Source organism: Kitasatospora terrestris, from assembly GCF_039542905.1.
Classification (GTDB): Bacteria; Actinomycetota; Actinomycetes; order Streptomycetales; family Streptomycetaceae; genus Kitasatospora; species Kitasatospora terrestris.
Map to the genome: position 1 here is coordinate 6,829,942 of NZ_BAABIS010000001.1, position 15,460 is coordinate 6,845,401.

At 74.4% G+C, this 15,460-nt stretch carries 19 protein-coding genes and 1 riboswitch; of the genes, 9 read left to right on the forward strand and 10 right to left on the reverse strand.

The features are described 5' to 3' along the window. Positions 1 to 36: 36 nt before the first annotated feature. A complete protein-coding gene (locus ABEB06_RS31360) occupies positions 37 to 630 on the reverse strand; it encodes a LysE family translocator (RefSeq protein WP_345700279.1) in 594 nt (197 codons plus the stop codon). After that, positions 627 to 1,364, reverse strand: coding sequence for a metallophosphoesterase (locus tag ABEB06_RS31365; protein ID WP_345700280.1), 738 nt, complete (start codon positions 1,362 to 1,364; stop codon positions 627 to 629). The genes ABEB06_RS31360 and ABEB06_RS31365 overlap by 4 nt, the downstream gene beginning before the upstream one ends. A 92-nt stretch (positions 1,365 to 1,456) precedes the next feature. Between ABEB06_RS31365 and ABEB06_RS31370 the strand changes: the two genes are divergently transcribed. Together ABEB06_RS31370 and ABEB06_RS31375 are read left to right on the forward strand one after the other, a co-directional pair. Further along, positions 1,457 to 2,089 carry a CGNR zinc finger domain-containing protein gene (locus ABEB06_RS31370; RefSeq protein WP_345700281.1) on the forward strand — a complete coding sequence of 211 codons (633 nt, stop codon included), beginning with the start codon at positions 1,457 to 1,459 and terminating at the stop codon, positions 2,087 to 2,089. 5 nt (positions 2,090 to 2,094) lie between these two features. Further along, positions 2,095 to 2,901, forward strand: coding sequence for an Fpg/Nei family DNA glycosylase (locus ABEB06_RS31375; protein ID WP_345700282.1), 807 nt, complete (start codon positions 2,095 to 2,097; stop codon positions 2,899 to 2,901). Positions 2,902 to 2,979: 78 nt separating this feature from the next. On the opposite strand, the gene ABEB06_RS31380 is transcribed toward ABEB06_RS31375, so the two are convergent. Next, on the reverse strand, positions 2,980 to 3,408 hold the full coding sequence (locus ABEB06_RS31380) for a DUF3995 domain-containing protein (protein ID WP_345700283.1): 429 nt from the start codon (positions 3,406 to 3,408) through the stop codon (positions 2,980 to 2,982). Positions 3,409 to 3,554: 146 nt separating this feature from the next. Here ABEB06_RS31380 and ABEB06_RS31385 point away from each other — a divergent pair, with 146 nt between their 5' ends. The 5 genes from ABEB06_RS31385 (at position 3,555) to ABEB06_RS31405 (ending at position 7,595) form a co-directional block, all read left to right on the forward strand. After that, positions 3,555 to 4,061: an RNA polymerase sigma factor gene (locus ABEB06_RS31385; protein ID WP_345700284.1), complete on the forward strand. Its 507-nt coding sequence runs from the start codon at positions 3,555 to 3,557 to the stop codon at positions 4,059 to 4,061. Next, on the forward strand, positions 4,058 to 4,522 hold the full coding sequence (locus ABEB06_RS31390; protein ID WP_345700285.1) for an SRPBCC family protein: 465 nt from the start codon (positions 4,058 to 4,060) through the stop codon (positions 4,520 to 4,522). Before ABEB06_RS31385 ends, ABEB06_RS31390 begins: the two co-directional genes overlap by 4 nt. A gap of 74 nt (positions 4,523 to 4,596) precedes the next feature. Further along, the gene (locus ABEB06_RS31395) at positions 4,597 to 6,276 is read left to right on the forward strand and encodes a peptide-N4-asparagine amidase (protein WP_345700286.1); all 1,680 of its coding nucleotides are present in this window, start codon (positions 4,597 to 4,599) and stop codon (positions 6,274 to 6,276) included. Positions 6,277 to 6,323: 47 nt separating this feature from the next. Then, complete coding sequence (locus ABEB06_RS31400; protein WP_345700287.1) at positions 6,324 to 7,010, forward strand: DUF6445 family protein; 687 nt, start codon at positions 6,324 to 6,326, stop codon at positions 7,008 to 7,010. A gap of 36 nt (positions 7,011 to 7,046) precedes the next feature. Next, entirely contained in the window at positions 7,047 to 7,595 is a 549-nt protein-coding gene (locus ABEB06_RS31405; protein ID WP_345700288.1) for a hypothetical protein, read from the forward strand. Between the two features lie 2 nt (positions 7,596 to 7,597). Here ABEB06_RS31405 and ABEB06_RS31410 read toward each other — a convergent pair whose 3' ends face one another. The 4 genes from ABEB06_RS31410 to ABEB06_RS31425 form a co-directional block, all read right to left on the reverse strand. Continuing rightward, positions 7,598 to 8,848: a hypothetical protein gene (locus ABEB06_RS31410; protein ID WP_345700289.1), complete on the reverse strand. Its 1,251-nt coding sequence runs from the start codon at positions 8,846 to 8,848 to the stop codon at positions 7,598 to 7,600. A 126-nt stretch (positions 8,849 to 8,974) separates the two neighbouring features. Continuing rightward, positions 8,975 to 9,679, reverse strand: a complete 705-nt coding sequence (locus ABEB06_RS31415) for an N-acyl homoserine lactonase family protein (protein ID WP_345700290.1) — start codon at positions 9,677 to 9,679, stop codon at positions 8,975 to 8,977. Positions 9,680 to 10,104: 425 nt separating this feature from the next. Next, positions 10,105 to 11,154 carry a phosphatidylinositol-specific phospholipase C domain-containing protein gene (locus ABEB06_RS31420; protein ID WP_345700291.1) on the reverse strand — a complete coding sequence of 350 codons (1,050 nt, stop codon included), beginning with the start codon at positions 11,152 to 11,154 and terminating at the stop codon, positions 10,105 to 10,107. Positions 11,155 to 11,292: 138 nt separating this feature from the next. Next, a complete protein-coding gene (locus tag ABEB06_RS31425; protein WP_345700292.1) occupies positions 11,293 to 11,655 on the reverse strand; it encodes an ArsR/SmtB family transcription factor in 363 nt (120 codons plus the stop codon). A gap of 91 nt (positions 11,656 to 11,746) precedes the next feature. Beyond that, positions 11,747 to 11,927, forward strand: a riboswitch (cobalamin riboswitch). 32 nt (positions 11,928 to 11,959) lie between these two features. Between ABEB06_RS31425 and nicT the strand changes: the two genes are divergently transcribed. After that, positions 11,960 to 13,063 (forward strand): Nickel transporter NicT, encoded by a 1,104-nt coding sequence (gene nicT, locus ABEB06_RS31430; protein ID WP_345700293.1) that lies wholly within the window; start codon positions 11,960 to 11,962, stop codon positions 13,061 to 13,063. Between the two features lie 91 nt (positions 13,064 to 13,154). Here the strand turns inward: nicT and ABEB06_RS31435 are convergent, their stop codons facing one another. After that, positions 13,155 to 13,571 carry a YciI family protein gene (locus ABEB06_RS31435; protein WP_345700294.1) on the reverse strand — a complete coding sequence of 139 codons (417 nt, stop codon included), beginning with the start codon at positions 13,569 to 13,571 and terminating at the stop codon, positions 13,155 to 13,157. A 122-nt stretch (positions 13,572 to 13,693) separates the two neighbouring features. After that, a complete protein-coding gene (locus tag ABEB06_RS31440) occupies positions 13,694 to 14,545 on the reverse strand; it encodes an EamA family transporter (protein WP_345700295.1) in 852 nt (283 codons plus the stop codon). Between the two features lie 133 nt (positions 14,546 to 14,678). Between ABEB06_RS31440 and ABEB06_RS31445 the strand changes: the two genes are divergently transcribed. Continuing rightward, positions 14,679 to 15,251 carry a helix-turn-helix domain-containing protein gene (locus tag ABEB06_RS31445; RefSeq protein WP_345700296.1) on the forward strand — a complete coding sequence of 191 codons (573 nt, stop codon included), beginning with the start codon at positions 14,679 to 14,681 and terminating at the stop codon, positions 15,249 to 15,251. Between the two features lie 42 nt (positions 15,252 to 15,293). Here ABEB06_RS31445 and rpmG read toward each other — a convergent pair whose 3' ends face one another. Continuing rightward, positions 15,294 to 15,458, reverse strand: coding sequence for a 50S ribosomal protein L33 (gene rpmG, locus ABEB06_RS31450; RefSeq protein WP_345700297.1), 165 nt, complete (start codon positions 15,456 to 15,458; stop codon positions 15,294 to 15,296). Between the last annotated feature and the right edge of the window lie 2 nt (positions 15,459 to 15,460).

The window sequence follows — 15,460 nt, forward strand, 5'->3', positions numbered from 1 at the left end:
CGAGCCGCCGAGCCCGGGCCGCCCGCCGGTCCGTCGTCAGGCGAGTGCGGCGCGCAGTCCGAGGGCGATCAGCACGGCGCCGCCGAGCTGTCCGGTGCGGCGGCGCACCACCGGGTCGCGCAGGGCGCGCTCGGCGGTGGCGAGCAGGGCCGTCCAGCCGAGCAGCCAGCCGGCCACCAGCAGCGCCTGGGCGGCCGCGAGCGCCGCGACCTGCGGTGCCACCGGGCGGGCGGGGTCGAGGAACTGCGGCAGCACGGTCAGGAAGATCGACGCCGCCTTGGGGTTGAGCACGTTGCCGAGCAGCGCCTGGGTGAACGCCGAGCCGCGGGCCCGGCGCGGCCGGGCGGTCCGCGGCGGGCGGAGCGTCCACAGGCCCAGGCCCAGCAGGTAGGCGGCGCCCGCCAGCCGGACCGCGGTGAACGCCTCGGCGGAGTGCATCACCGCGGCGGACAGCCCGGCCAGCGCGAGGCAGGCGTGCACGGCCAGCCCGCAGACCGTCCCCGCGACCACCGGGACGGCGCGCCGCCGCCCGCCCGCCGCGACCTGCGAGACCAGCAGGGTCAGACTGGCGCCCGGGACGGCGACCAGCGGCAGGACGGCCAGCAGGAAGCCGGCGATCCGGGCGGTCACGGCAGGACGCGGAAGTGCGTGGTGAGCTCCCCGCCCTTGACCACGTGGTAGGCGAGCGCGGGCGGCTGGTCGCGGTCGGCGGCGTCCGGGCCCTCCCAGGGCAGGCGCAGGGTCCAGGTGGTGGCCGGGCCGACGACCAGCGGGCGGCCGGCGAAGCGCGCCGCCGCCGCGGTGTGCGCGTGGCCGGTGATCACCGCGACCACGCCGGGGTGCCGCTCGACCAGCGCGGCGAGCCGCTCCGGCTCGCGCAGACGGCCCTCGTCCGGCAGCGGGTGGTGCATCGGGACCGGCGGCTGGTGGAAGGCCAGCACCGACGGGGTGCCGGGGGCGAGGCCGCCGAGCACCTCGTCGATCCACTCCCGGGTCTCCTCGGACAGCACGCCCTCGTCCCGGCCGGGCACGGTGACGTCGCACATCAGCACGGCGAGCCCGCCGACCAGGTGCAGCCGGTTGATCGGCCGGTCCGACGGGGCCTCGCCGAGCAGGCCCTCGCGGAAGGCGGCGCGCACGTCGTGGTTGCCCGGGCAGGTGAGCACCGGGAACGGCAGGTCGAGCAGCCGGGCGGCGAGCTCGTACTCGGCGAGCGCCCCGTGGTCGGCGATGTCGCCGGTGACCAGCAGCGCGTCCGGCGGGGTGGGCAGGGCGCGCAGGTGCTCGACGGCCCGGGCGGCCCGGGTGGCGGTGCGTGCGGTGCCGTCCAGGTGGAGGTCGCTGAGCTGGGCGAGCAGAACCATGGCGGTGATCCGTCCTAACGGTTGTTCCGATTGGATGCGTTAGGACGGTAGGCTATGGCTCGGCAGTCGATCAAGTGGACGGGAGGAACGCGGTGACCGAACGGGTCCTGGCGCTGGAGCTGGCGAGCACCGTCCGCCACGACGGGCACGGCGGCGTCGCCGACGACCTCACCACGCCCGCCGAGCTGGACGGCTGGGTCCGCGACCGGGCCGACGCGCTGGACGCCGGGGGCTTCACGGCGGACGAGGCCGCGCTGGCCGAGGTGCGCGCCCTGCGCGAGGCCGTCCGGGCGCTGTTCGCCCGCGCCGTCAGCCCCGCCCCGCCCAGCCCCGCCGACGCCCACCGGCTGCTGCCGCTCGACCGCGCCCTGGAGCGGATCAACACCGCCGCCGCCCGCCGGCCCGTCGCCCCCCGCCTGGAGTGGGCCGAGCAGGCGCCGCCGGCGCTCGTGCAGCTCGGCGCCGCCGCCGACCCGCTCACCCGGGTCACCGCCGCCCTCGCCCGGGCCACCGCCGAGTTCCTCGCCGGCCCCGGGCGCGAACAGCTGCGGGCCTGCACCGCCCCGCGCTGCGTCCGGTACTTCCTCAAGGGCCACGGCCGGCAGGAGTACTGCAAGCCCTCCTGCTCCAACCGCGCCCGGGTCGCCCGGCACTACCGGCGGCAGAAGGCTGTCAGTGCCGACTGGGAGACTGGGGACATCGCAACGGAACTCCCGAGGAGCTGACGCCCGTGCCCGAGGGCCACATCATCCACCGCCTGGCCGGCCAGAACCACGCCGCCTTCGGCGACCGCCCGGTCCGGGTCACCAGCCCGCAGGGCCGCTTCGCCGAGGGCGCCGCCCTGATCGACGGCCGGGTGCTGGACGCGGCGGAGGCCCACGGGAAGCACCTCTTCCTCGGCTTCGGCGACGCCTGGCTGCACATCCACCTCGGCCTCTACGGCGGCTTCACCTTCGGCACCGGCCCCGCCCCCGAGCCGGTCGGCCTGATCCGGCTCCGCCTGGAGAACGAGGACGGCTACGCCGACCTGCGCGGGCCCAACACCTGCGAGCTGCTCACCCCCGGCGAGAAGGCCGCCGTCCAGCGCCGCCTCGGGCCCGACCCGCTGCGCGCCGACGCCGACCCCGACACCGCCTGGCGGCGGGTCTCCAACAGCTCCACCACGGTCGCCGCCCTGCTGATGGACCAGAAGGTCCTCGCCGGCGTCGGCAACGTCTACCGCGCCGAGGTGCTGTTCCGGCACGGGATCCGGCCGCACCGCCCCGGCCGCCTGCTCCGCCGCGCCGAGTGGGACGCGATCTGGGCCGACCTCGTCGCCCTGATGCACGAGGGCGTCGCCGCCGGCCGGATCGACACCGTCCGACCCGAGCACACCCCCGAGGCGATGGGCCGCCCCCCGCGCGTCGACGACCACGGCGGCGAGGTGTACGTCTACCGTCGCACCGGGCAGCCCTGCCTGGTCTGCGAGACCCCGGTCAGCACGGAGGAACACGCCTCCCGCAACCTCTTCTGGTGCGCGAGCTGCCAGGCCGGCTAGGGGCAACCGCCGGGGGCGCGGGAGGTGCCCCCGCGCCCCCGGCGGGTGCGCCCGTAGCGTGGGCGCACCCGCCGGCGGCTACGCCCGGCCCAGGTGCCAGGCGGCCGCAGCCGCGGCCAGGCACAGCGGCGTGTACAGCGCGACGTTGAGGGCGTAGAACACCGACCCGGTCTCCATGCCGGTGCCGGTCGCCCAGACCAGCCCCGCGGCCGCCCGCAGGGTCAGCCCCGCAGCGACCGCGCGCGTGCCCCAGCGCGGCAGCGCCGCAGGCGCGGGCAGCCGCACCAGCCCGCCCTGCGCGAGCACCAGCGCCGCCCCGCCCGCCAGCACCGCGGCCAGCGGCACCAGCACGGGCGGGGTGAACGGCACGTCCGCGCCCAGCACCGCCTGCGACAGGCCCGCCGCGTCGCCGGCGGGCCAGGTCGCGCCGGTGGTCCAGTACAGGTGCGCCGCGCTGTCCGCGCCGAGCACCGCCGCCAGCCCCCCTGCGATCCGACTCTTCCTCATCCGAGGCTCTCCTCCGGTGTTCTGACGATCCGACACATCCAGGAGCCGTGGCCGCCCCGGTCCGTTCCTGTGATCAGGGTCACGAAATCCGGGGGAACCTCCGGCCCGTCACCGGCCTCCCCTGGGAGAACCGGAAGGAGGCTGCCGTGGATCCGACACCCGCTCGCACCGCCGGGCTGGTGCGCGCCGCGCAGCGGGGCGACCGGCTGGCGCTGGCGGAGCTGCTGGAGCTGGTCACCCCGTACGTGCGCCGGCTGTGCGGCCCGATCGCGCTGGACGACGGCCCGGACGCCACCCAGGAGGCGCTGATCGCGGTCTTCCGCAAGCTGCGCCAGCTCGACGACCCGGCCGCGCTGTTCGGCTGGGTCCGGGTGATCGCGGTGCGCGAGGCGGTCCGGCACGTCCGGCGCACCGCGCGCAGCGTCCCCAGCGAGCTGGCCGAGGTGCCCGCGCCGGGGGACCCGCAGCTCGCCGCCGACATCCGGGACGTCCTGGACCGGCTGACCCCCGAGCACCGGGCCGTGCTGGTCCTGCGCGACCTGGAGGGGCTGGACGAGCGGCAGACCGCCGACCTGCTCGGCGTGGCGGCCGGCACCGTGAAGTCGCGGCTCTCCCGGGCCCGGCTGAGCTTCCGAAGGGCGTGGCAGCAGTGACCGAACCGATGCACCCCGACTGGCCGGTCGCCGACTTCGACCCGGTGCGGCGGCTGCGCGTGCTGGCGGCCACCGTACCCGGTGCGAGCATCCACGAGGCGGTGCTGGCGGCGCCGTTCGAGCGGGTCTGGGAGGTGGCCACCGACCTGGAGGGGGCCCTGCCGCGCTGGCTGCCGGACATCCGCACCGTGCGCGCCAACGCCGACGCCACCGAGGCGCTGATCGTCGGCCACTCGCGCCTGCGGGCCCGGTTCGACGTCCGGCTGGAGCCGGGCTGGTGCCTGATGCAGAGCCGTTTCGTGCTCGGCGGGATGGCCGCCCGTCCCGACGGGGAGGGCACCCGCTTCGCCTTCCTGGGCACGCTGCGGCTGCCCGCGGCCGGGCTGCTCGCTCCCGCCCTCCGTCCGCTCGGGGGCCGTGCGCTGCGCCGCTTCGAGGCCCTGGTCGGTGAGCGGCGCTGACCCCCGAGGCCGTTGACGCTGCCATGCCATCGGCGGGAGGATGCCGCGACCGTCCCCAGCCAGGAAGGCCCGTCGTGGCATTACCGACCCTCGCCCAGCGCGCCGGCCGCGTCCTCGTGACCGCCGCGCTCGCCCTCGCCGCCGCCCTGGGCGGCGCGGCACCCGCCCACGCCGACTTCGGCACCGACTACCACGACCCCGTCACCGCGGCCAAGCCGCTGACCAGGCCGGACACCCGGTCCTGCACGGTCGAGGCGATGCACGACCGGCCGTTCCGCAGCGGCTACGGCAACCCGCCGGACACCCCGTACACCGCCACCGTCAGCCCGCCCGCCGACTGCCCCGGGCCGTGGTCGGCGGTCGTCCTCGACCTGCGCGGCTCGGTGGCGGGCCGTCAGTTCGACCGGCTGTTCACCGTCCGGATCGGCGGCGTCGAGGTCCTGCTCTCCTCCACCCCCGAGCCGTCCCGGGACGGCATCGAGTGGCACACCGAACACGACCTCACCCGGTACGCCGCACTGCTGGACCGCCCGCAGCCGTTCGCCTTCGACCTGGCCAACGTCGTCGACGACACCTACACCGGCGTCTTCACGATCACCGCCACCCTCACCTTCTACACCGCCTCGGCCGCGCACCCCGCCGCCCGCACCGCCGACCGGGTGCTCACCACCGCGCCGTTCGGCCTGACCCAGGCCGCCCCGGCGAGCTCCTCCGACCTGGTGTTCCCGCCCAACCTGGAACGGCTGACCGCCGAGGTGTACGCCCGCGGCGGCGGCGCCTGCGAGGAGTTCGCCTACGCCTCCGCCCCCGACGAGTTCGTCCGGGCCAACCCCGGCCTCGGCTGGTGCGGCAAGGGCCCGTTCCGCGAACTGCGGCTCTCCGTCGACGGCCGCACCGCCGGCGCCGTCCAGCCCTACCCGGTGATCTACACCGGCGGCTGGGACCCGCTGCTGTGGCGGCCCACCCAGGGCATCTTCGCCTTCGAGCTGCCCGCCTACCGCCTCGACCTCACCCCGTACGTCGGCCTGCTCACCGACGGCCGCCCGCACCGGATCGGCATCGAGGTCAACGCGGCCGAGAGCCAGTCCAACGACCTGTGGACCGGTCAGGTCAACCTGCTCGCCACCCTCGACCGGGGCAGCGCCCGCACCACCGGCGCGCTCACCGAGCACGCGGTCGCCGACCACGCCGCCGTCTCCACCGCCCTCACCGACCACGGCGGCGGCAGCGGGGACTGGCAGGTCACCGCCGCCCGGCACGACCTCGCCCGCGGCTGGGTGCAGACCTCGCACGGCCGGATCACCACCGAGGTCCGCGAGGACCTCGCCTTCACCTCCCGGCAGGCCCTGCGCGACAGCGGCAACGACCTCGTCCTGCACAACACCGCCGACCTCACCCACACCGTCGCCACCTGGGGCGGCGGCCCCCGGCGCACCACCACCGTGCACGAGAGCGAACCGCTCGACGTCACCTACCGCTACGCCCACGACGCCGCCGGCGGCAGCGACCAGCGCACCGCCATGGAGCTCGGCTACCACCGCGACACCACCGAGGCCACCGGCGCGCACGTGCTGACCCGCGCCACCGTCGACCACGTGCTGCGCCCCAGCGCCCACCGCGCCGACGGAACGGCCACCGTCCGCACCGGATCCTCGTACGAGGACTACCGCTCGACCGGCCCGGAGGGCCCGTACCACCGCACCATCACCACCCTCGACGGCTGGCTGACCTCGGACAATTTGACCGAGCGTTGACCGGATCGGGGGCGAGTCGTGGGGCATGTGGCTCCTAACCTCGCCGCATGCCCCCACAGCTCCGGCGGCCACCCGGGCCCGCACTGCCCGTCCTGCCCTACCGCAAGCCCACCCGCGGCCGCGACTACTGGGTCCTCGACGACGTCCTCCCCACCATCGACGAGATCCGCGCCCGCTGCCTGGCCAAGCAGGACTGGGACCTCGGCTACCCGCACAAGCCCGAAGCCTGGCCCGGCATGCGCGCCATGCCCGCCCTCGAACCCGACGAACTCGCCCACGTCGAGGCCCTGGTCGCCCGCACCGTCGGCGTCGACCGGGTCTGGGCCCTCGGGCAGGCCGAGGGCGGCACCTTCAACCACAACTGCGTCCAGGTCGTCGGCGAGGGCGAGAGCGAACCCCGCCCGCACACCGACTCCCGCGCCCTGTGCCGCTACGCCGCCGTCCTCTACCTCAACCCCGGCGTCCCCAAGCAGGCCGGCACCAGCTTCTACCGCCAGAGCCTCCCCGGCGGCCGCCTCGGCGGCAACGTCGTCCTGCCGCCGCACAACAACCTGGTCGAGGCGCTCGGCACCCGGTACGTCCCCGCCGACTCCTTCACCGAGGACTTCGCCGTCCCGCACCGCTACAACCGGCTGCTCCTCTACAGCGCCAACCTGATGCACACCGCCACCGGCTACTGGGGCAGCACCCTGGAGGACAAGCGGATGACCGCCGTCTTCTTCTGGATGGCGTAGCCGCGGGCCGTCCGACCCGGCAGGCACACCGGGCGGGTGAGGATCAGGACAGTGGCCTCCGGCCTGCGCGAGATGCAGCTCGACGGCGAGGAGCGGGACGCGGCGTACGCCGACCGCTTCGCCGCCGGCGAGTGCGAGGGCCTCCTGCTCGGCACCGCCGGGCCGGGCCGCGGCACGGTCGACATCGGGTTCGTCCGCGACGTGCCGGGCCTGCACTCCGTCCGCCTCGGCCCGGGCGTCGCCGACCCCGCCCCGGTGGGCGACTGCCCCGAGCTGACGCTGCTCCACATCGGCCTCGACCAGCGCGGCCGGGTCGACTTCTCCGGCCTCACCCGCCTCGCCGAGCTCCAGGCCCCGCCGCAGGTCGGGATCGAGACCGTCGCCGGCCTCCGCGAGGTCGCCGTCACCGGCTCCACCACCGTCACCGACGGCGACCTCCACCCCTTGGTCGACAACCCCGCCCTCACCGGTGTCCGGCTGGAGCGCGGCGCCCCGCACCACAGCCACCGTCCGCGGAGGTCCGCCGCGGCTGACCGGGTGATGCCTACGGTGGACCCCCGCGCCATGCCCGGAAGGACCGGGTGACCTCAGCTCTCCTCGTCCCGCCCCACCTGGTCACCGCGTCGGCGCCGGACCCGGTCGGTGATCCCGGTGGAGAGCTTCCCGGTCGCCGACCGGGCCCGGACAAAGGTGTCGATGCCGAGGCGCTTGGCCGCGTCGACACCTTCCGCCCCGGTCTCGAGCACCTTGTCGCGGGCCTCTGCTGCCGCGTCGGCCCAGCGACGGGCATCCAGGGCCCGACGGTCGCGGTCGATGCCGAGCCGGCCCTGGAACTCGACGACCGCGACGGCCACGTGGTTGCCGGCCTGCACCACGGCGGGGGCGGCGGCGGGGTGCAGCAGGACCTTGGTGTTGGCCGTGCCGACGGCGGCGTCGATGCGGCCCAGCAGTCGTTCGGTGCTCCGGGAGATGAGTTCCGTCCGGTTCTGCCGTGCGGTGCGGAGCGCGAGGCGGTGCAGTTCCAGCTCGTCTGGGTCGGTGTCCAGGACACGGTCGAGTTCGAGGACGGCGAGCGCATCGTTGAGTTGGAAGCAGCGGGCGAGCACGGCCAGCCACTCGCTGACGGTGGACTCGGCGTCCTTGGAAGTCTTGGCGAGTTCGCCGACCTTGGTCTTCTGCTCCATCTTCTCAGCGAGCGCGTCCAGTCGTCGTAGTGCGTAGGCCTGGGTCCGGGCGATGGTCGTGGAGGTGCCCTGCACCTTTGACCAGGTGACCTCGGAGACCCGCCCCACCTGGGCCCGGACGATCATGGCCTCGTCGATGACGATGCCCGCTCCGACCATGTCGGCGAGCACCGCGTCGTTCTGGGCACGGAGCACGTCGTCGACCTTCTCGTCGATCGTGGCGAGGTAGTCCGTGATCTCGTCCATGGTCTGTTGCATGGCGAGCTGCGCCATGAGCCCTGCGGCACCGGCCAGGACCGCAGGGTTGGTGAAGAAGGACCCGGGTGCTCTGACGATCTCGAGCAGTCCCTTCGTCTTGCCCCTGTCGGTCAGGACGGCGCGGCTGACTCCTTTCTCCGAGCCCTTCATCAGCGGGTACTTCTTGAGTGCCTGGGCGGACTTCTCGGTCAGTTTCACCCATCGGCCCGCGTTGGCGGCGATCTCGGACCTCGCCTGCGCGACGCCGGCCGCAGCGTTGACAGTCGGGCCGAGCCTGGGCAGTCCGAGGTCCTTCGAGGGCAGTCCCTCGGAGACGAGGAAGCGGTCGACGGCTGCGGGGTTCCCGATGACGGCCAGGCCGTCGCCGTCGCTGATCAGCTGTATCTCGTCGTCCATGGTCGGCTCCTGAGGCGGTTCTTCGCAGGTGGGGTCTTCGGTGGCACGCGCGGCAGCAGGGACGGCGGGCCTCTGCGGGCATGACGCTACCGCTGCCCGGCCCGGCCTGGGGACTCCCGGCAAAGGTCACGATGTGACGGACTCCCAGACGGCGGAGTCGTGGGCGAAGAACGCCCGCCGGGGGTCCAGTTCGGCGAGGCGATCGTGCCAGGTGGGACAGGGCGGGAGCGGCGGTTCGAGGCCGCCGAGCGTGGCATGGCGGGCGAGGTGGGCGGCGCCGTACTCGGCTGACGTGTCGTGGGCCTGGCCGGCCAGGACGGTGGTGCCGTCCGAGGTGGTGACGGCGAGGGACTGGTGGCCGGGGGTGTGGCCGGGGGTGGGGAGAACACGGATGCCGGGGAGGAGCTTCGCCTCGCCGTCGAGCTCCTGGTACGTCGCGCCGGGGAAGTCGACGCAGTGGTCGGCGGTGTAGCCGCCGCGGCGGGCGGTGGCGAGTTCGGCGGCCTGGACCAGGATCGGGATGCCGGGAAAAAGCGGGTTGCCGCCGCAGTGGTCGAAGTGCAGGTGGCAGTTGACGATCAGCGTGATGTCGGCGCGGGTCAGGCCGGCGCCGGCGAGGGCGGCGTCCAGGGGCCGGCGGTGCGGGCGGTAGTAGGCCTCGGTTTCGGGCCCGGCGTCGCCGATGCCGGTGTCGAAGAGGAGGACGCCATCGGGGTGGCGGACCGCGTAGGCGAGGACAGGTTCGACGCGGGGGTGGGAGCCGCCGGTCTCGGAGGAGGGGCGGACGAAGTACCCGAGGTCGAGGCGGTGGATCCGGATGCTCTGGTCCATCCCCTCATGGTGGCCCGGCCGCGGTCGGTAGCGCGGCGTGTCCGCCGACAGCGGACGTTCGGGGACGGAAGGACGGCGGGCGATGGTGGACGGTGCTCGGGGGATGGTGGATCGGCAGTTCGCCGCGTGCAACTCCCACGACCCGGAGACGTTCCTCGCCACCTACGCGGACGGCGTGCTGGTGAACCGCGGGATGGCAGCCGTTGGGAAGGCCGGGAGGCCCTGCGCGAGCCGTACGTACGACAGTTCGCGCAGGGCCGGTGCCGCGCCCGGATCACCGGACGGCTTGCCGAGGGCGACTGGGTCGTGGACCGGGAGGTCGCCGAGGGGGTGGCGGAGGAACCGGTGCGGGCCCCGGTGGCCCACCGGGTCCGGGACGGGTTGATCGAGCGGGTGGACTTCCTGGGCTGAACACCTGGGAGGGGTCAGCCGCGGGGGAGGACCAGGGACTGGACGGTCGGCAGCGAGCGCCAGTCGCTGGAGACGATGGAGGCGTGGGCGCCGGCGAGCTGCCGGGTGCGGGCGGTGGCCTGGTCGGCGGTGGGGGTGGTGCCGCTGATGGCGGGGGCGACGTTCTGCGCGTCGGTCATGGTGAGCAGGTAGTGCCGGGTGTCGTACCAGGAGGTGTCGACGGCGGTGTACGCGGAGGCGTCACCGTCGAAGACGACGAACCACGGGCGGACGTCGGCCTCGTAGGCCGAGCGCGGGTCGCCGCCGGCGGCGCCGTGGTAGGCGGGGAAGACCTGGGCCTGGCCGATCTTCCCGGTGGCCGAGAGGTCGCGCAGGTGGCGGCCGTACTCGACGTCGGTGTGCAGGGTGTCGAAGGGGTTGCCCTCCTCGAAGGAGCCCGGGATGACGTAGACCAGGGCGCGGCCGGCGAGGGCGGTGCGGCTGGGCCAGTTGCCGGCCCGGGTGGCTTCGTCGAGGGTGGCGTGGGCGCCGCCGCCGGGCTTGGCGAGCAGGTCCGCGGGGCGGAAGGCGGTGGAGCCGAGGTGGGCGGCGATCAGCGAGTCCAGCTGGGCGGGGCCCATGCCGCGGTTGGCGGCGAATCCGCCCTTGAGTTCGAGCTTGATGACGAGGGGGCCGCTGCCGGGGTGGGCGCCGAGCCAGACCCGGACGTCGTCGAGGCAGGTTTCGAGGTTCTTGTTGGCGCCGCCGGTGTAGAGCTGGGCGGGCGTGGTGGCGGTGACGCAGTTGTTGGCGTTGCCGAGCGGGTTGGAGTGGCTGACCTTCCACTCGGTGGTGACGGTGTCGGTCCAGGCGTCGAGCTCGATCATGCCGGTGCCGGTGTCGAGGCCCTGGGCGAGGTAGGGGAAGGCGGCGGGGTCGTAGGTGTTGTGCAGGCCGACCGTGGTCGCGGAGCCGAACGGCAGGTCGCCGGTCCCGGCGGCCCCGGCGGTGGTGCCGGGGGCCATGGTGAGGGCGAGGGCGGCTGCGGTGAGCAGTCCGGCGGCGATGGCGCGGCGTACGGTCACGGGTGTCTCCTCGTCAGGTGCCGGGCGGTGGCGGGGTTTTCCGCCGGGCGACCGCCGAGGAGAGCATGGAGGATCCGGGCGTCCTTCCGGTGTCATGACGAGGAAGACTGTCCGAATACAGCTACTCAGGAGTAGGGATCAGTCCCGTTCGCCCAGGACGCCGTGCGCGAGCACCTCGGCGACGGCGAGGTCGACCAGCCGGTAGCGCACCACCCGCCCGTCCCGCTCGCCGACGACCAGCCCGGCGGCCCGCAGCAGCCGCAGCGCCTGGGAGACCGCCGGGTCGCGCATGCCGGTGGCGATGGCGAGGTCGGTGACGGCGAGCGGGCCGGTCTCGTGCAGGGCGAGCAGCAGCGAGAGCCGTCCGGGGTCGGCGAGCAGGGAGAAGCGCTCGGCCCAGGACCGGACGTGCTCGGCGTCGCCGATCGCGGCGATCGCCTCGCACACCCGGTGGCCGTCGATGGGCCGGTGGGCGGCGCGGTCGGCCGGTACGAGGTGCATGGGGGCATTCTCGCAGGCGGTCCGGTGGTGATCTTCGCCACCCGTCACACCTGCGCAGCTGTGCAGGCTTGCAGCCGTCGATCCGTCAGCTCTAGGGTGGTCCAGCCGTGGTGTTCGGGAAGACCGGTGCAAGACCGGAGCGGCCCTCGCCACTGTGATCGGGGAATGTCCGTACCCCTCATCCGCCACTGGGCGCACCGCGCCTGGGAAGGCGGGGTACGGGCGCTCAGCACCCCGTCAGCCAGGAGACCGGCCACGGCAGCTCACGAAGTGATTCCACGAGGTGCTGGAGCGTGACCCGCAGATGAGCCTGCCCGAAACCGCCGTGCCCGCCGTGGCCGGTGCCCTTCCGTCCTTCCGCTGGCGCCGCGAGGACACCGTCCGCACGGCCGGTCTGATGGCCGTGATCGTGCTGATGCACGTGGCGGCCTTCGGCACCCTGTTCCTGCTGGTGGTGCCGGAGAAGTACGAGGTCGGCACCCAGGTGTTCGGGGTGGGCCTCGGCATCACCGCGTACACCCTGGGCATGCGGCACGCCTTCGACGCGGACCACATCGCGGTGATCGACAACACCACCCGCAAGCTGATGGCGGACGGCAAGCGGCCGGTGTCGGTGGGCTTCTGGTTCGCCCTCGGGCACTCCTCGATGGTGGTGCTCATGGCGGCCCTGGTGGCCGGCGGCGCCCAGCTCGCGGGCGTGCTGATGGACGACGAGTCCACCACCCACCAGGTGCTGGGCACCGTCGGCACCACCGCGTCGGGCGTCTTCCTCTACCTGATCGCCGCGCTGAACCTGGCCGCGCTGACCGGCATCCTGCGGGTGTTCCGGAAGATGCGCGAGGGCACGTACGACGAGAAGGAGCTGGAGAAGCACCTGGAGTCGCGCGGCCTGATGAACCGGATCCTCGGTCGGGCGACCCGCTCGATCACCCGCCCGGGGCAGATGTTCCCGGTCGGCATGGTGCTGGGCCTGGGCTTCGACACCGCCACCGAGGTGACGCTGATGGTGATGGCGGGCTCGGGCGCGGCGGCCGGCCTGCCCTGGTACGCGATCGTGTGCCTGCCGCTGCTGTTCGCCGCCGGGATGAGCCTGTTCGACACCCTGGACGGCACCTTCATGAACTTCGCCTACCAGTGGGCGTTCTCCAACCCGGTCCGCAAGGTGTTCTACAACCTGACCATCACCGGCCTGTCGATCGCCGTGGCGTTCGTGATCGGCACCATCGAACTGGTCGCGGTGCTGCACGAGAAGCTGGACCTGACCGACCCGGTGACCGGCTGGATCGCCGGACTGAGCCTGGACAACGTGGGCTTCGCGATCGTCGGCCTGTTCGTGGTGGTCTGGGCGGCGGCGATCGGCTACTGGCGCCTCGCCCGGGTGGAACAGCGCTGGACGGCCCGCGGCTGACGGTCCGTCGGCCGCGCACAGTCTCCGGCGCCGGGCTCCCGTGGGGGGAGGGCCCGGCGCCGGTCCGTCCCCCCGCCCGCCCCGCGGGCGGTCACGTCCCCGGCGGCTCGTCCTCGACCGGGCGGACCACCACATCGGTCGGTGTGCTGCCCTCTGGCATCGGGGCGGCGTACGCGCGCCGGGCGATCTCCACCGCGCGCTCGGGGCCCGCGCACTCGATCACCCAGTAGCCGGCGAGCACCGGCCGGTCCGCGCCGTAGGGGCGGTCGGAGACGGTCGGTGACCCGTCCGGACCGGCGGTGACCACGACCGCGCGGGCCGGCTCGGCCAGGCCCCGGGCGTCCACCAGCTCGCCGGCCTCGGACAGCTCCCGGTTGATCCCGTCCATGTGCTCGACCATCGCGGTCAGCGTCTCCCGGTCCCAGGCCGGGTACCCGGGGGTCGGACTGCCGGCCATCGCGTCGTAGTCGGACTGGGTGGCCTGGACCATGATCAGGAACTTCGGCATCGGACTCACCTCGCAGGAGCGGTCGCGCAGGAGCGGTGGCGCAGGAGTGGCCGTGCAGGAGCGGCCGTGCAGGACCGGCCCCGCTCTGCAGAATCCTTCCAGCAGTGGCTCGCGGGCGCGCGTCAACCCGCGGCGAGCAGCAGCGTCCCGGCGACCGCCAGGCCGGCGCCGACCACCTGCACCCGGCGCAGCCGCTCCTTCAGCAGGCCGCGCGCCATCAGCGCGGTCACCACCGGGTACAGCGAGGCGAGGACCGCCGCCACCGCCGCCGAACCGCGGTGCGAGGCGGCCGAGAACGCGCCGTTCGCCGCCACGTCCGCGAGGCCCACCGCGGTCAGCGCCGCAAGGCTGCGCCGGGCGTCCGCGAGCCCGAGCGGCTCGCGTCGCCGCCGGGCCGCGTACGCCAGCATCCCGGCCCCGACCGCGGCGTTGCACAGCCGCTGCACGCACAGCGTCAGCAGCAGCCCGCCGCCGCTGGAGCCGTGCGCGATCAGCGCCAGCACGGCGCCGAAGGCCATCGCCGCGCCCAGGGTGAGCAGCAGCGCCTCCCGGCCGATGCCCCCGCCGCCGCGCTGCGGTCCGCCGGCCAGGGCCACGCCGGCCAGTGCCACCGCGATGCCCGCCGCCTGGACCGCGCCCGGGCGCTCGCCGAGGAACAGCCCGACGCCGATCGGCACCGCCACGCCGATGGTGGCCAGCGGCGAGACCACGCCCATCGGGCCGAGGGCCAGCGCCCGGTAGAAGGCGAGCAGCGCGAACGGGCCGATCACGCCAGCGGCGACGGCGAACCACAGCCTGGGCGAGAGGTCGGCGAGGCCGCCGGTGGCGAGGACGGCGCCCGCGAGGAGGACCGCGGCGGCCGTCTGCGAGACCACCACCACGGTGAGGGCCGGCAGGCGCCTGGTCAGCGCGCCGCCGCCGTAGTCGGCCACACCCCAGAGCAGGCTGGCGGTGAGGGCGAGGGCGGCGCTCACGGGTGCGCGACGATTCGGGACAGCATGGTGGACTCCGCAGTACAGTCAGGTGGACTCTGCTTGCAAGAGCAAGGGTAGTTCACTGTGCTGGACTTCCCGAGCCAATATTTTGAACTGAGGCTGATACTGCGCCGTGCCGGACCCCGACCTCGTCACCCAGGCCCTCGCCCGCAACCTCAAGCGCCTGCGCACCGAGCGCGGCCACACCCTGGACGCGCTCGCCGCCCGCTCCGGCGTCAGCCGCGGCATGGTCGTCCAGATCGAACAGGCCCGCACCAACCCCAGTGTCGGCACCGTCGTCCGGCTCGCCGACGCGCTCGGGGTCTCCATCGCCCGGCTGCTCGACTACGACGAGACCTCCACCGTGCGGATCGTCCCCGCCGAGGACGCCGTCCAGCTCTGGACCGGCCCCGACGGCGGCAGCGGCACCCTGCTCAACGGCATCGAGGCGCCCGGCCCGCTCGAACTCTGGACCTGGCGCCTCAACCCCGGCGAGGGCCACACCTCCGACCCCCACCCGCCCGGCACCGTCGAGATCGCCCGCGTCGACGAGGGCGTCCTCACCCTCACCCTCGACGGCCGCGACCACCTCGTCCCGGCCGGCTCCACCGCCTCCTACGAGGCCGGCACCGCCCACGCCTACCGCAACGCCGGCACCGACCCGGTCCGCCTCACCCTGGTCGTGCTGGTCCCGCCCCCGGCCTGACCCGGCCGGGGGCGGGAGCGGTGCCGCTCCGACCGTGCGGCGTCAGCGCTCCTCGCGGAAGTCGACGTGCCGGCCGGCGACCGGGTCGTACTTGCGGAGGGTGAGCCGGTCGGGGTCGTTGCGGCGGCTCTTGCGGGTGACGTAGGTGTAGCCCGTCCCAGCGGTGGAGCGGAGCTTGACGACGGGGCGCAGGTCGCCGGCGGCCATGG